The following is a 16,124-nucleotide window of genomic DNA, read 5'->3' as shown; positions in this document are numbered from 1 at the left end:
GTGCAGAATCGCGTTGACCAGACCACCCTTTCTCTTCCATGTTGACCAGGCAATCGCATCGGACCTGACCAGAGGCATCTGACCTACCATCTGGATATCCATATCGGATTTAATCCGAACTCCCCGTGGTCTCGGATTGGCGAAGCCAAACGAGCCAGGCGGCAAGCGAAGCGCGGCAGGTAGATGTCCTTACCGTTCCCTAGCCGCCTCGTGCCAGGCCTTCCTGACCGGTGACAGCAGGTACTCCATCACCGTCCGATCCCCCAGCCAGATTTCCGCATTCGTCTGCATGCCAGCCGATAGCGCAAAGCGCTGCCCATCCATCGATAGTGCCATGTCCTTCAACCGAACCAGCGCCTTGTAAAGCAAGGGCTGGGTTTTCTTGCTTTGGTCATTCTGGCTGGCATTTGCCGTATTGCTGTCCGCCGCGTCAGCGCTGACATGTTCGACCGTTCCTTCAATCATCCCGTACTTCTGGAATGGGAAAGCGGCAAACTTGAGTTTTACCGGTTGGCCTTGGCGGACGAAACCGATGTCTTCGTTGGATACCCAGACCTCGGCGCGCAGGATTTCATCCTTCGGTACCAAGGTCAGCAGGATGGTGCCTGGCTGAACTACGGTGCCGGCGGTATGGGTGGCCAGATCTTTCACCACGCCGTCCTGCGGTGCCTTCAGCTCCAGCAGGCTCTGCCTGTGGCTTTGCTTGGCGACTTCCTGAGCGAGTTTGTCGAATTGTCCCTGGATGTCGTTACGCTCGGCGTGCAGTTGTCGCCGGTAGTCAGAATCAATTTGAGCAAGTTTCTTTTCCGATTGCAGGATATTGGCCTTGGCCGATTCGATCAGAAATCCCTGAGTCTGGAGTTCCTGCTCCTTCTCCAGGCGTTCGCGCTTTTTGTCGCTGCCCATCAGCGAGCCGGCAAAGCCGTCCTTGACCAATTTTTCGTAGGCTTGGTCCTGATTGCGGTAATGCGGCAGCACTTCTTCGAGCTTCTTCTTGACCTGTTCGGCCGCTGCCATGTCCTGTTTGGCCTTGATCAGGCGGGAGCGTTCCTCGGCCAGTGCCGCTTCGAAGGCGCTGCGGTTGGCCCGGTATTGGGCGGCAATTTCCTGGGCGAGTTGCGGCGGGTCTTCGGCCTGAGTTTTGAACGGTTGCCCGGCCAATTCGGCTTCGATACGGCGCAAAGCGAGTCGCTTGCGCTGGTAGTCGGCATCGATAGACTTGCTGTCGGCTTCGCTGATCAGCGTATCCATCCGCATCAGCACCTGGCCGGCCTGGACGCTTTGCCCTTCCTTGACCAGGATGTCCTTGACGATACCGGATTCGGCGGGCTGGACGATCTTCACGTAGCTTTCGGGAATCAGTTTGCCCTCGGCCACGGCGACGATGTCGAGCTTGCCGATCAGCGCCCAGAGGAGCAGCGCCAGCAATAAGGTGAGCAAGCCCCACAGCACCTTGCGGCCGAGCGGATTGGGTGGCGCTTCCTGCAGACGCAGGAGGGGCGGAGAGAAATCGAGCGGATTGGCTTCCGCCTTGGGAAAAAGATTGTTCATGGAGTGGTTGAAAGCATCAATCTGTGCGGTGGAATTACACCACCGCACAGATCAGAGTTCCGCCTTTACGACAGGCGAACAGTACCGGTTTGTAAGCTGGCCAGCGAATTGAGTGCCTGCGGGTTGGTTCCCAGATTGGTATCGGAGAGCGTACTCAGTGCTGGCGTCACACCGATACCAGCCAGGGTGCCATTCTTGCCGTACTGATAGGCGAGATCGCCACCCATGGCTGCCGTATCCGAACCGGCCAACTGGAAGTTGGTCAGGGCATTGGTCAGTGCCCAACTGGTCAGACTGCTGTTGGCGGCGCGTGCGGCATCGAAGGCGCCGACCAAACTGGTGAAGTTGAAGTTCTCCACTTTCTGGTCCAGCAGCGGGTTACTGCCACCTTGAGCGAAGCCAGCCATGGCTTCAGCCATGACCTGCAAGCGGGTTACCGGTTTCGACGGTGTAGCCGCATACCAGTTTTTGAAGGTGATCTGGTCAGTCGTGCCGACCTTGAGCACCAGGTCGTTGGTCGATTTGGTGAAAGTCAGGTCGGCATAGCTCAGGCCACTACCGCCCAGCGACAGCGTATCGCTGCCTGTACCACCGGTCGCAAAGGTGTCCTGTCCATCGCCCTTGTTGAACAGGATGATGTCGTTGCCACCGGCCGTGGTGTAGGTGTCGTTGCCCAGACCGCCAAGGAAGATTTCGGCACTGGAGCCGCCGGTGATGGTGTCGGCACCCGCACCGCCGTTGAACAAGGCCGTTCCGGAGGTATCGGTCAGGATGTCGTTGCCGTCGCCACCTTCGAGGATGTCATTACCGGTGCCGCCGTTCAACGTATTGATGGCGGTGTTGCCGCGTACGAGGTTGTTCAGCGTGTTACCAGTACCATTGATCGCCGTCGCACCCGTCAGAACCAAGTTCTCAACGTTGGTCGTCAAGGTCAGTGTCACGGCAGACTGGATAGTGTCATTGCCGGCATTGGCTGCTTCGGTCACCACATCGGTGCTGACGTTAACGACGTAAGTATCGTCGCCCAGACCACCCACCATGGTGTCGTTACCTGTTCCACCATCGATAGTGTCGTTGCCATCACCACCCGTCAGGGTGTTGTTGGCGCTGTTGCCGATCAGCATGTTGTCCAGGGCGTTGCCGGTACCGTTGATGGCCGTTGTCCCGGTGAGCGTCAGGTTCTCGACGTTGGCAGATAGTGTAGTGCTAACGCTGGATTGGACGAGGTCAATACCTTCGCCGACCAGTTCGGTGACGACATCGCTGGCGTTGTCGACGACGTAGATGTCGTTGCCGGCACCGCCGATCATTGTGTCGGCGCCTGTTCCACCGTTCAGTGTGTCGTTACCCGCACCTCCATTGAGCGTATTGGCCGCCGTATTGCCGGTCAGTACGTTGTCCAGCGCGTTGCCAGTGCCGTTGATGGCCGTCGTGCCAGTCAGGGTCAGGTTCTCGACATTGGCCGAGAGTGTGTAGGTCACACCCGACTGGACGAGATCCGTACCTTCGTTGGCATTCTCGGTGACGACATCACCCGTGTTATCGACCACGTAGGTATCGTTGCCGGCCCCGCCAATCATCGTATCCGCTCCGGTGCCGCCGGACAGCGTATTGGCCGCACTGTTGCCGGTGATGGTGTTGTTCAGTGTGTTGCCGGTGCCGTTGATTGCCGTCGTTCCGGTCAGAACCAGATTCTCAACGTTGTTGGCGAGGGTCAAGGTGACCGAACTGCGGACAGTATCATTGCCTTCGCTGGCGTTTTCAGTAATGACATCACCCGTGTTGTCGACAATGTAGGTATCGTCTCCAGCACCGCCGAGGAGCTTATCGGCACCGGCGGCACCATCCAGTGTATCGTTGCCGGCACCACCGGTCAGCGTATTAACGGCCGAGTTGCCGGTCAAAACGTTGTTCAGCGCATTTCCCGTACCATTGATGGCGCTCGTACCCGTCAGCGTCAGGTTCTCGACGTTGTTGGCAAGGGTATGGGTCACGCTGGATTGGACGAGATCCGTACCCTCGGTGGCCGCTTCGGTGACGACATCGGTCGCGCTGTCGACGACATAGGTATCGTTGCCCAATCCGCCGACCATCGTGTCGTTACCGGTTCCACCGTTGAGCGTGTCGTTGCCGACGCCGCCATTCAGAGTGTCGTTGCCCGCTTGACCATTCAAGGTGTCATTCCCGGCACCACCGGTCAGCGTATCGTTCCCCGTCGTGCCGTTGAGGGTCAGGTTCTGGACATTGACCGTGATGTCGAACACGTCCGTCGCGCTCAGATTGCCACCGTCCTTCGCCGTCACCTTGACGCTGACCGTGCCCAAAGCGCTGGGCGTACCGCTAAACGTCCGGGTAGAGGCATTGAAGGTCAGCCAGGACGGCAGCGCACTGCCATCGGCCAAGGTAGCGGAATAAGCCAACGTATCGCCATCCGGATCGGTAAAGGCCCCCGAGGGAACGGTATAGCTGAAGGTGGCGCCTTGGGCGGCTGCCTGATCGGCCAGCGCAGTCACCAGTGTCGGCGTCCGGTTCGGGGCGCCGATGGTCATGTTGACGTACTCGCCGGCCGAGTAGTTGTAGTTGTCGGTTCCCCACAGGATGAACTGCAGCGTGCCGACATCGCCTGCGCCCGGCGTACCGGACATGATGCCGGTGGCCGAGTCGAAATGCAGCCAGGCAGGCACAGCGGAACCATCCGGCATTTTGATGCTGTAGGTAATCGAGTCCCAAACATCCGGGTCGGTAATGGTATTCGCCGGTACGGTGTAGCTGAACGAAGTGCCGGCTTTGGCCTGCAAGGTCGGCAAGTAGCTATTAACCGTCGGCGAATGGTTGTTGTTCGCCCGGTCGACCACGGTCTGAATCATGGCCTGATCCCAGACCGTACCGTTGGCAAACTCCACCCGATCAATCTTGTGATCAGCCGCCAGGCCGTCAATGGTCGTCGAAGCGCCGTAGTAATCGATGAAACCAATTTGGTCGTTGGTTCCCTTGATCTTCAGGAACATGTTCGTGCCGTACTGGAAGGCCAGCACGTCATTGGCGGTAATGCCCGCACCGAAACGCAGGGTGTCGGAAGCACTCAGGATGTCCGTGGTATCGATCGAGTCCTGGCCATCGCCCCGGTTGAAGACATAGGTGTCGTTGCCGAGGTCACCCGACAGGTAGTCGTTGCCCAGGCCGCCGGTCAGCACGTTGTTGCCGACATTGCCCCACAGACCGTTGTCCATCGCGTTGCCGGTCGCCGACAGATCGGCATCGCCATTGACCGCCAGGCGTTCGAGATTGGCCCCCAGAGTCCAACTGACCGTGGAGCGCACCATTTCGTAGCCTTCGTTGGCATTCTCGACAATGACGTCACCGGCATCGTCGATTTCGTAGTAGTCGTCGCCAGCGCCACCAATCATCGTGTCCTGGCCGACATCACCAAACAGCGCATCGTTGCCGCCGCCACCGATCAGCGTGTCATTCCCGGCCATACCCCACAGGTTGTTGTCCGCATCGTTGCCGGTAATGACGTTGTCGAGGTCGTTGCCATTGCCCCGATAGATGGTGCCGGTCAGGGTGAGGTTCTCGACACCGCTGGCCAGCAGGTAGGCGGTTTCGAAGCTGCGGATTTCAGTATCGATGCCTTCGTCTACAGACTCGTCGATGCTGTCTCCCTGGCTATCCGTGTAGAAGGTGTCGTTCCCCATTCCACCTGACATGCCATCGGCCCCAGTACCGCCATCAAGAACGTCATTGCCGGCACCACCTTGCAACCAATCATTGCCGGCACCGCCATACAGACGGTTGTTGCCATCATTGCCGCTCAGCGAATTGCTGGCGTCGTTGCCATACCCATCGACGTTACCCGTCCCGGTCAGGCGGAGTCCTTCCAGTGTACTGGCGAGGGTATAGGTCAGTGCGGTTTCGACGGTGTCGAAGCCTTCACCATCCACTTCGACGATCTGGTCGGACAGAGTGTCGACGACATAGGTGTCATTGCCTGCCTTGCCAATCAATACGTCGGCCCCGGCACCACCATCGAGGCGGTTGTCATAGTCATTGCCGGTCAGGGTGTTGGCCAGCGCATTGCCAGTGCCGTTGATGTAACCGCCTTCGGCTTCGAGAATCAAGTTTTCCACGTTGCCCGAGAGTGTGTAGTTGGTCGCTGCACGGATCGTGTCGATGCCTTCACCTGCATTTTCGATCACGATATCTTCGGCTCGGTCGACATAGAAGGTGTCATCGCCCAGGCCGCCGGACAGGGTGTCAATGCCCGATCCGCCATCAAGGCTATCGTTGCCAGCACCGCCATCAATAACATCATCACCGCCTTCACCGCGCAATACGTCGTTTCCGGCCATGCCTAGAATCTGGTTAGCCCCATTGTTGCCGATCAACTCGTTGGCTTCGTCATTGCCGGTGGCATTGATGTTGTCATAGCCAACCAAGAGAAGGTTTTCGAGATTGGCGGAAAGGGTGATACTTACCGAACTGTTGACGGTTTCGATGCCCTCGCCAGCGGCTTCCGTAATGGTATCGCCTACGTCATCGACGATATAGGCGTCGTCGCCCAAACCACCGGCCATGGCATCGGCGCCAGTGCCACCATCCAGCAGATCACTGCCAGCACCGCCCACCAGGGTGTCGTTGCCCTCGTTGCCTTCCAGCAGATCGCTACCGCTGCCACCGTTCAGGCTGTCATTGCCGGCTTGGCCATGCAGATGGTCATCGTCGTTGCCACCGGCCAGGCTGTCATCGCCCGTGCCACCGTAGAGATTGTCGATGCCGTCTCCGCCATCCAGCGTATCGTTTCCGTCAGCCCCTTGAAGCTCGTCATTCCCAGCAAGACCCAGAAGGATGTTGGCACCGCTGTTGCCGACAAGGAGGTTAGCCGCGGTGTTGCCGGTGGCGTTCAGATTGTCGGTGCCGACCAAGGTAGCATTTTCGACGTTCGTAGACAGGGTCAGACTTGCCGATGCGGTTACCGAATCGAGGCCTTCGCCATTCAATTCAGTAATCGTGTCCCCGGCATCATCGACAACGTAGGTGTCGTTGCCGGCACCGCCGGTCATGGCATCGGCGCCCGTACCACCATCCAGTTGGTCGTCGCCCATGCCGCCGTTCAGGGTGTCGTTGTCAGCGCCGCCGAGCAGGCGGTCATTGCCATCACCGCCTTGAAGACTATCAACGCCGGTTTCGCCATAGAGCACATCGTTGCCCACTCCGCCGGTCAATTGGTCGTTGCCATCGCCGCCGTTGATGTTGTCGTTGCCAGTGCCTCCGTCGACGATGTCGTTGCCAGCGCGGGCAAAGATCAGATCATCTCCGCCGAGAGCGTTGATCGTATCCGCAACCGAGCTACCGTCGAGCACATCGGCAATTTCCGTGGGGACCAGCGTCATCTGGATCAGAGCGCTGGCATCCAGAATTTGCGTCTCGCCGTTGTCCTTTTTGAGAACCAGATTGCTCTGCGGCTCTCCGTTCTTGAAAAATTCAGCAAGGACGATTTTGTCGGTAGCGCTGCTCTGGAAACCAACGACCAGATCGGCACCTGAGCGACTGAAGGTCATTTCTTCAATGGTCAGGTCGCCGATGTAAACCCAAGTGTCATCCAGATAATCTTCGTGAATGGTGTCCTGTCCATCGCCGCGACCGAAATAGTATTTGTCGATGCCAGTGCCGCCGTAGAGTTGATCGTTACCACGTCCGCCAGCGAGATAATCTGCACCAGCATTGCCGTAGAGCGTATCGTTGCCGTTGCCGCCATCCAACACATCGTCACCAGCATTTCCAGTTAAGGTGTCATTGCCACCAAGTCCTTGAAGGATATCCCCACCAGAGGTGCCCGCTAGGTTGTCGTTATATTCAGTTCCTACGATAGCAAAAGCGCTGTCCACAATCGCAGCCACATCAATTCCAAGAGGGATAAAATTTTGAGTGAAGGAAGCAATATCCATTGCTACCTGAGCTCCCATTCCCTTTAGCGTACGGACAAACTCTGATAGTAATTCCTTCCCCGCAGAACGATTTACAAGAATTTCGGAACTTAACTCGGCAGCAACCAAATCCAAATTTCCAGTTAATACATTCGTGCTCTCATTCCAATTAAATACAACCTTGTCATACAGGGGTTTAAGGAAAGTCTGCGCCGCCAGTTTGCTATAGACCAATTCAGACAGTTGGTTGAAGGCGTCCAATAATATTGGTGCGGCATTCCCATGAGGATTGGGATCTTGTGTTCCCCAGCACCAGACGCCATACCACTCTTGTCCCAGAAACTCTTCGAGCGCTTCTAACTTTCTAGCATCCCCAATGACATTTCCATAAATCATTGAGGCGGCGCGGCTATTGGGGTCAATGTTTTCTACCCCAGCCCACTTGAATATAATCTGTTGGGTTAGCGCTGCACGTTCTGCAGCCGAGGTTGCATTTGAAAATTGCAAAACAGAATTTTTTAAGCCACCACTTTGATCTCTAGCCATGGCTTGATGTAAATCATAAACCTTGCCAAATCCCTGCATATCAGGCAGAAGAGCGATGTCTTCAGGTATATCAATCAAATTTGTCGCAATGCTAAATGTTTGGTTTGTATCAAACCAAATATCCTCAGCGACCCTGTTTAGCCCCGAGTCTGTTGTATAACCCCCTATTTGCCTGTGCTCGTTGCCATTTGAATCAATTAGGCTCGAAGAATTGTATCCAACATTGACACTCCGAACCCCTGAATCATTTAGGGAAAATAACTCGTTCTCCTGCGATTGCCCATCACGATTTAAGTCTCTCCAAACACGAAGCGTTTCGAATGCAGAATCATTTGAGTCGACTTTTCCATCAAAGTTGTCATCAAGCTCTTGAAGTGCAATAAATCCGTTGGAGGCTTTTTGCCCATTTTTCAAAAAAGTCTCACTGCCAAACAATTCTAAGCCAGAATCGATTTTTCCATTCCCATTGAGATCCCGAACAAGAAATCCGTCATCTTGACTAATCCATCCTGACTGCTCGGCAAATCCATCGCCTGCATGGTCGAAGTACACACCGCCGGAATTGGATAGAGTTTCAATTCCATCACCATCTAAGTCCAAAACAATTGGCGACGGTTTTTTTGAGGCTGTTTTTGTCTTATCTTTAATGTCTGAGATGACTGGGTTGCCGCCAAAAAGATCGCCAATTGTCGGATCGAAGCCTGGGTTTTTTAGTTTAAAAATAGTGTACCCAATGCCTGCAACAGTAAGCCCAACTGCAACGACTGGTGCGCCAACAATAGAGCCAACACCTGCACCAATGGTTAAAATGTCGCCAATAGTTAGTCCAGAAGGGCTTGTTCCTGTTTTTCCTATATTTACCCCAACAACAGCTGCCGACCCCAATTGACCGACGGGTCCAGGAAACATGGAAGCAGCATTTCCTATCGCCGTAATTGTTCCAACAATCGCTCCACTACCATCACCTGCTTGCGCACTTACCGAAGCGCCAATTACACCGTCAACAGTACCTATTTGACCAGAAATATTTCCAGTAAAAAGCATAACGCCATCGGAATAGCCCGCCATCATTTTCTCCTTTGATTCTCAAAGAATTTAACAGTAATTGCCAGCAAAAAAAGCACAACGGAAAAAATTAAAAAATTGACCGCCCTAGATGAGGCCATCGCAGCGCGATTTGATATTTCTTTTTCAAAATCATTGTTAATAAACTCGACTGCCACTCCAAATGGCGTTTCAAGCTCACCTTTTACCAAAACACCTCTTTCACTATTTGTTGTGGCGACACGTAAATACTTCGCCTTCACAGGAGTTTTGTAATATTCTTCAGTACATAATATTGCTTCGACGCCGTTGCATCCCGCAGTGAATATTTTTACGCCATTCTGATACACAACGACTCGTGGTTCCGTTCCCCTAGGAGATTTCATTACAATAAATTTTACATCTGTAAAAGTGACTTGGTTCGCCTCTGCGCCAGCACCAAATAAATCAACATCCGGATCAAAAAAAAGAAAGATAGCCCCAATAAGCATGGAAATAACCCCTGTGCTTATAAAAATACCAAACAGTCGATTTTTTTTAAATGTAGTATTATCGGCGGGTAAAAAATTTGTTTTGTCGCCATGCTGTTTGGTCGGTTGTGATAATTGTTTATTATTGTTATTTATCATCCTCAATCACCTCCATCTTCCGACTCGTATTTACGCCCAGTTCAATAACCTCATCCACCATCAACCCTCGCGGAATCTGATGAGTAATAAACAGCATCGTCACCCTCCCCTTTAGCTTGTTGATGGTTCTCGCAAAGTGTTCAGCCGTCTGCTGATCCAGGTTCGATACCGCTTCATCGAAAACCAGAATCTTCGGCCGCTTGAGTAGGGCTCTGGCGATGGCAATCCGCTGCCGCTGCCCACCCGATAGCCCCGTCCCGCGCTCCCCAATCTCCGTCTGATACCCATCGTTGAGTTGCTCGATGACTTCGTGAATCTCCGCTGCTTTGCACGCTTGGATCACATCCTCGAAGCTGGCATGCGGATGCGCCATGACCAGATTGTCGTAGAGGGTGCCGGCGAAGAGCACGGTTTCCTGGGGGACGACGCCGAAGGTGGTTCTCAGTTCGTTGGCGGCGAGGTGGCGGATGTCTTTGCCATCCAGATTGATCTGCCCTTCGTTGGGCTGGTAGAAGCCTAGCAGGAGTTTGGTGAGCGTGCTCTTGCCGCAGCCGCTGGGGCCCATGAGCACGGTGAGGTGGCCAGGTTTGAGAGTTATGTTCAGGTTACGGTAGAGCCAGGGGTGGTGTTCGGAGTAGCGGAAGGCGAGATGGCTGAGGTCGATGCGGCCAGGGCCGCTGTTTTCTCTTGTCGGCGTCAGGGTATGCGGTTCCTGCGGCATATCGAGAATGTCGCCGAGACGTTTGACGGCGATGTTGGCTTGCTGGAACTCCTGCCACAGACCAACCATGCGCAGTAATGGCTGGCTCATCCGTCCGGCAAACATCTGAAAGGCCACCAGCATGCCGACCGTGAAACCATCGTTCTGCATGACCAGCAAAGCGCCAACGACCAGGATGGCCAAGGTCATGACTTGTTCGAGGCCGTTGCTGATCACGTTGTAGGTATTGCCAACCTGCTTGGTGGAGAAACCGGCCGCGAGGTATTGAGCCAGAAAGTCGCCGTACTTTTTGTCGATGTCGGCTTCCATCTGCAGGGACTTCACCGTAGCCATGCCGGAGACGTATTCAGTAAGAAAGGCCTGGTTTCTCGCACCGAGCATGAACTGCTGGTTCAGCTTGTCGCGGAAGACTGGTGCGACGAGGAAACTGATGACGGCGATGGCCCCCAGCAGGCCAACAGCGATCAGCGACAGTTGCCAGCTATAGGCGAACATCACCGCGAGGAAAATGAGCAGGAAAGGCAGATCAAGGATCAGCGTGACGGCAGCTCCGGAGACGAATTCGCGGATGGTCTCTACGCCGTGCAGTCGGGCAACGAGGGTGCCGGTCGGACGGTTCTCGAAATACGGCAAGGGTAAGCGCAACAGATGCCGGAAGACCTGGCTGCCGAGCACGGCGTCGATCCGGTTACCTGTGTGCAACACGAGATATTGACGTAGCCAGCTCATGCCACTGGTAAAGAGCATGAACATAACCAGGGCAACGCCAAGGACGATCAGCGTGCTGTGCGTCTGGTGAACGACGACCTTGTCGATGATGACTTGCGTGAAAAGCGGTGTAGCCAGACCAACCAACTGGATGGCCAAGCTGGCAAGCAATACGTCGCGCCAGACGCTCTTGTGTTTGAGTAGTTCGGGAACGAACCAACGAAAGCCGAAGGATTTGGTTTCAGCTTCGAAACCGGGAATAGCCTCTTCTTTGCCCTGTGTTTCCCGAGCAACGAGGATCAGTTCGGGTTCGAACTGGAGTTTGGCTTCGTCGGCGGTGATCGTTTCGGGTGCTTGCGAACCGGCCCGAAAGTAGAGCAGTTTGTGGCCGTCTGTCTTGAGGATAAGGACTGAGAGCGCTTTGACGCCAGGCTGGGACTCCGTTTCCGGAATGGCACGCAGGAAGGCGATAGCCGGGAGAGGAAGCGCTTGCCATTCCGCAGGGTGAGTGCCTTGCCCCGTTTTGAATCCCAAGGCACGAGCCGCTTCATGGAAGGTGGCAAGGCTATGCGGCGGCGGAAATTCCTGCTCGATCAGCTTGGGATCGAAGGGAGTGCGATAGAGATTGCACAGACTGCCGAGCAGCCACAGCAATTCCTGATACCCCAACTCTCCCTGTGACGTTTGCATTGCCCAAACTTGTTTTTATGAAGATTGGGCATTCTGCGGTCAGGTTGATGCCAGGTCAATATCGCCAATGGCATAGATGGTGCTCACCGGGCCTGACAACTTGATCCGCTCAGCTTGGTTTGGCCGTGGCGTTCAAGGCGCCAGCTTGTTTGAGCGTACGCCATGGATTCACAAACATTTTGATGAGTGTCCCGGCAATACAGAACCAGATTGCACCAAGGCCGATCTGGGTCAGATCGCGCTTCCATGGGATTGCAGTCTCCAGCCCTGCCAACTGGAGAATAGCGGCCGCAAAGACCAGGCTGACCAGCGTCACCTGAAACCAGCCATACATTGGCATCAGCCGACTGGTATCGATGATCAGTTCCTGTCGGGTGACCCGAAGGTGACCCGCTCGCTTGAGCCAGCGAATCTCGTCGTCGAGCAGGTCATACTTGGTCTGAAATTCGACGACCTGCGGGCGAACCGTCGAAGTGGCGTTGAAGCCGAAGCGATATTTGAATAAGCGTTCATTGCCCACTGCCAGCTCATCCAGCTTGGTTTTCGAGGCGGTGGCCAGCAACAGCTTGATCGAACCTGGAATGAAATACTCGTGATAGTCGCGCCCAGCCGCCCTTTGCTCCAAGGCAAGGTTGAGTTGAGCTGAGTCGAAGTGCGGGGTATCGCTCATGGTTTGGGGCTCCGTATCGGTCAGTGTTCGTGGAAATCCCGGCCGGCCACCTTGCTGAAGGCGCCGGTATTGATCTGGAGTGTTGAGGTCGAAGCGCTACCCCGCGTCAAGGCCGCCACTTTGTCGATCGGCTTTCTGGCCTCGAAGTGGGCCGTGGCAGCGGCGAGCAGATTACGCCGCTGGGCACCGGGATCTTGGGTCCAGAGTTGGCCGTTGTAGAGTTCAAGCGCGAGTTCAGCATCCGAATCGGTGGGCGCGATTTCATCGAGAAAGGCCTTGATATCGGGTTCCGCAGCCGCTTCCTGCAAGCGCCCGTCGCGAATCAGGAGCAGCAAGGCCTTGGCGGTTGTATTGCCATCGATCACCGCCGAGCGGGCGACGGCAATCTGTAGCCGGATGGTGCGCAGCAGATCGAGGTCGATGCCACTGCCGCCGGTTACAGTACCTTCACCGGTCAGCAGCCAATCCACCGAGATACCGAAGGTGGTCCGGATCGCATGCAAGAACTCGGCACCGGGTTTCTTCTGGCCGCGCACGACATCGCTGACGAAGCCCGCCGACACGCCGAGTTGCCGGGCAAATTCGGATTGGTTAAGGCCGGTGTGGGCAATTGCTTGGCCGACCCGAGTAGCGAATCCGTCTAATCCGGGCGGTGTTGACCCAGAAATATCTTGATTGAGAGTTCTCATTGAGCGTATATTTATCGCTATCGCGAATTTCGTTGGCTATTGAGAGATAGCCTACTCTCTGAAAGAAGGTATGTCACCTCAACTGACCATGGATGCTGTCGAGATAAACTACCGCCTGCGCCGCCTGGGCAAGACCCAGGCGCAAATCGCCCGTGAGGTCGGCGTCTCGGGAGGTGTGGTGAGCAACGTGATTCACGGGCGGATTACCGCCTATGCAGTGGCTCAGCACATTGCCGGCCTGCTCGGTTTGCGGATCGAGGACATCTGGCCGGAGCGTTACATCTTCAAGCCGCGTCAGCGGCAAAGCCACAGGGAGGATATGCCATGAGTTGACCACGATCAGTGCTGTAAAGATCGAGGCCACATGGCAAGAAGGGCTCAGGAGTGGAGTCCAGAGCCCTTCTTTGGAGATGTCATTCCGTACCGGGTGACACGTTGATTCTCCTTGCCCTGCGTGCCGGCGTCAAGTGCCGACTGGCCTCGCGCATCCCGAAAATTCAGGAACGTTGCCCAAAGGCAATCAAGGAGATTTCATGAAAACCCCCATCCCCGTTCAGCGCGACATCGTTCGCCTGATCGACAAGGGCTTGAGCAGTCGCGCCGTCGGCCGCCAGCTCTCCATTTCCCACAATACGGTTGAATTGCTGCGCACCCGGCTGGCTGCCACCGGCCTGACACAAGCGGATTTGTCGGTGCTCGACAATGAAGCATTCGCCATTCGTCTCGGCACGGCCCGTAACTCGAACCCTTCCGGCAAGATCGTTCCCGACTGGGATGTGGTACGCGAAGAATTATCGCAACGGGACATGACTCTCAGCCTGATCTGGGAAGAATACCGCCAGGCGAACCATGAACACTTGGCTGATTGCCTGTGTTATTCCCAATTCCAAAAACGCTACAAGGCTTGGCTCAAGACCCAGCGCATGAGCATGCGGCAGTTCCATAAGCCGGGTGACCAACTGTTCGTTGATTTCTGCGGTCGGACGATGCCGATCACCAATCCGGAAACTGGCGAACAGACGCCGGCGCAAGTGTTCGTCGGCGTGCTGGGTGGTTCGTCGTATACCTTTGCCTATGCTGTGCCGAGCCAGAAAATTGCTGACTGGATTGCCTGCCATGTGAAGGCCTTCGAGTTCTTCGGCGGCGTGCCGCAACAGGTGGTGCCGGACAATCTGAAATCGGCAGTAATCAAGCATACGCCGCAGGAGGTCATTACCAATGCGGCCTATGCCGACTGTGCCGAGCATTACGATGTGTTGATCAACCCGGCGCGCAGCCGCAAGCCTAAGGACAAATCGCTGGCCGAGGTCGGTGTGCAGATCGTCCAGCGCTGGGTATTGGCTCCGTTGCGCAAGCGGACCTTTTTCAGCGTCGAGGAACTCAATGTCGAAATTGCTAAGCGGATCGAGTTGCTGAACAACAAGGTCAGCAAGAAATACAAGCAGAGCCGGACGCAACGCTTCATGGAGCTGGATCTGCCGGCGCTGCGGCCATTGCCTCTGCATCCCTATGAGAGTGTTGCCTGGAAATACAAGGTGCGCGTGGCCGAGGACTATCACGTCGAGTACGAGGGCAGTTTCTACTCGGTGCCCTATCAGTACCGGATGCATCAGGTGGACTTGCGGGCTACTCGTACCACACTGGAAGTATTGCTGAATCGGAACCGCATCGCCAGCCATGTACTGTTGGCAACGCCGGGACGCCGGACCTTGGAGGATCACATGCCGATCCAGCATTTGCGGCAGACGGAACAAGATCCCGATTCTCTGCTGGAATGGGCGGAAGGCATCGGCCCCAACGTGCTGGCTTGGGTGCGGGGCAATTTGCAGCAACGTCGGGATTTCGCGAACGGTGTGAAGTCGGCCCGCAATTTGCGGCGCTGGGCTCGGGAAGAGCAAGCCCATGATCGGCTGGATGGCGCCTGCGCTTTCGCCTTGAAGATCGGCGTGCTGACGTTCAATCGTTTGAAGTCGATCATTACCAATCGGAGTGATCTGCGCCTGCCGGTCGAACCGACGGCCTGGGTACAGAAGCATGGCAATTTGCGCGGCGCTGAATACTACGCACAACAGGGAGGTATCTCATGCTGAACCAGCAAACCATGGCCCAGCTTCAAGCGCTCGGCTTGCAAGGGATGTTGCGGGCATTGAATCGGCAACTCGATGATCCTTCTATTCAGAAACTCAATTTCGATGAGCGCTTTGCGCTGCTGCTCGATGCGGAAACCGGTGACCGGGAGGGCCGGAAGATTGAACGGCTGTTGAAGTCCGCCAAAATGCGTCAAGCCAATGCCTGCCTGGAGGATGTCGACTATCGGGCGACTCGCGGTATCGATCCCGCGCAGGTTGCCAGCCTGGGAGATTGTGCCTGGATTACTCGGCGGCAGAACCTGGTGCTGACAGGATTGACGGGCACAGGGAAATCTTGGCTGGCCTGTGCGTTTGGCAAGCAGGCGTGTCGCTCTGGGCATTCAGTTTATTTCACGACGGCAACCCAGCTTTACGAGAACCTGATTGCTGCGCAGGCCGATGGCACCTTGTCGAAACTGCGCCGGCAACTCGTGAAGACCCAACTATTGATCATTGATGATTTTGGTATCGGTGGGGTCGATGTTCATCTGGGGCCGATCTTGCTGGATATCATCGATCAGCAGTCGATGCAGGGATCATTGTTGATCACCAGCCAGTTTCCACAGGAGAAGTGGTACGACCTGTTCAACGATCCGACTGTGGCTGATGCAATCCTGGATCGGATCGTGCACCGGGCGCATTTCATGGAACTGAAAGGAGAATCGATGCGGAAGGTGCGGGCGAAGAAGAGCTGATCGTCCTACCGAGATTGCCACCCCGTTTCGGCGGGGTGGTCAACTACTCGAAATCAGTGGTCAGGTCCGGTGAGATTGCCTGGTCAGGTCGGATGCGTTTGGGTGGTCAACTGGAGGGAGATTTCGCA

Annotated in this window: 9 protein-coding genes; 3 read left to right on the top strand and 6 right to left on the bottom strand. The window is 55.6% G+C overall.

Features of this window, described 5'->3' with window-relative positions; genetic code table 11:
* Positions 1-189: 189 nt before the first annotated feature.
* The 6 genes from J8G26_RS18450 to J8G26_RS18365 all read right to left on the bottom strand — a co-directional run bounded on the left by J8G26_RS18450 (position 190) and on the right by J8G26_RS18365 (position 13,172).
* The gene (locus tag J8G26_RS18450) at positions 190-1,551 is read right to left on the bottom strand and encodes an HlyD family type I secretion periplasmic adaptor subunit (protein WP_210570686.1); all 1,362 of its coding nucleotides are present in this window, start codon (positions 1,549-1,551) and stop codon (positions 190-192) included.
* Positions 1,552-1,616: 65 nt separating this feature from the next.
* Positions 1,617-9,089 (bottom strand): putative Ig domain-containing protein, encoded by a 7,473-nt coding sequence (locus J8G26_RS19475; RefSeq protein ID WP_246881469.1) that lies wholly within the window; start codon positions 9,087-9,089, stop codon positions 1,617-1,619.
* Positions 9,089-9,694, bottom strand: a complete 606-nt coding sequence (locus J8G26_RS18380) for a hypothetical protein (RefSeq protein WP_210570684.1) — start codon at positions 9,692-9,694, stop codon at positions 9,089-9,091. The genes J8G26_RS19475 and J8G26_RS18380 overlap by 1 nt, the downstream gene beginning before the upstream one ends.
* Positions 9,684-11,813, bottom strand: coding sequence for a peptidase domain-containing ABC transporter (locus tag J8G26_RS18375; protein ID WP_210570682.1), 2,130 nt, complete (start codon positions 11,811-11,813; stop codon positions 9,684-9,686). Before J8G26_RS18375 ends, J8G26_RS18380 begins: the two co-directional genes overlap by 11 nt.
* Before the next feature lie 109 nt (positions 11,814-11,922).
* On the bottom strand, positions 11,923-12,483 hold the full coding sequence (locus tag J8G26_RS18370) for a hypothetical protein (RefSeq protein ID WP_210570679.1): 561 nt from the start codon (positions 12,481-12,483) through the stop codon (positions 11,923-11,925).
* 20 nt (positions 12,484-12,503) lie between these two features.
* On the bottom strand, positions 12,504-13,172 hold the full coding sequence (locus J8G26_RS18365; protein WP_210570677.1) for a helix-turn-helix transcriptional regulator: 669 nt from the start codon (positions 13,170-13,172) through the stop codon (positions 12,504-12,506).
* Between the two features lie 70 nt (positions 13,173-13,242).
* On the opposite strand from J8G26_RS18365, the gene J8G26_RS18360 reads away from it, so the two are divergent.
* The 3 genes from J8G26_RS18360 (at position 13,243) to istB (ending at position 15,996) form a co-directional block, all read left to right on the top strand.
* Entirely contained in the window at positions 13,243-13,500 is a 258-nt protein-coding gene (locus tag J8G26_RS18360) for a helix-turn-helix domain-containing protein (RefSeq protein WP_210570675.1), read from the top strand.
* Between the two features lie 205 nt (positions 13,501-13,705).
* On the top strand, positions 13,706-15,262 hold the full coding sequence (gene istA / locus J8G26_RS18355) for an IS21 family transposase (RefSeq protein WP_210570673.1): 1,557 nt from the start codon (positions 13,706-13,708) through the stop codon (positions 15,260-15,262).
* Entirely contained in the window at positions 15,256-15,996 is a 741-nt protein-coding gene (gene istB / locus J8G26_RS18350) for an IS21-like element helper ATPase IstB (RefSeq protein ID WP_210570664.1), read from the top strand. The genes istA and istB overlap by 7 nt, the downstream gene beginning before the upstream one ends.
* Positions 15,997-16,124: the final 128 nt, after the last annotated feature.

Origin of the sequence: Acidovorax sp. JG5 (assembly GCF_017939685.1) — a bacterium.
Classification (GTDB): domain Bacteria; phylum Pseudomonadota; class Gammaproteobacteria; order Burkholderiales; family Burkholderiaceae_C; genus Acidovorax.
Note: the sequence above shows the minus strand (reverse complement) of the source record. Positions and strands in the feature narration are given on the sequence as shown.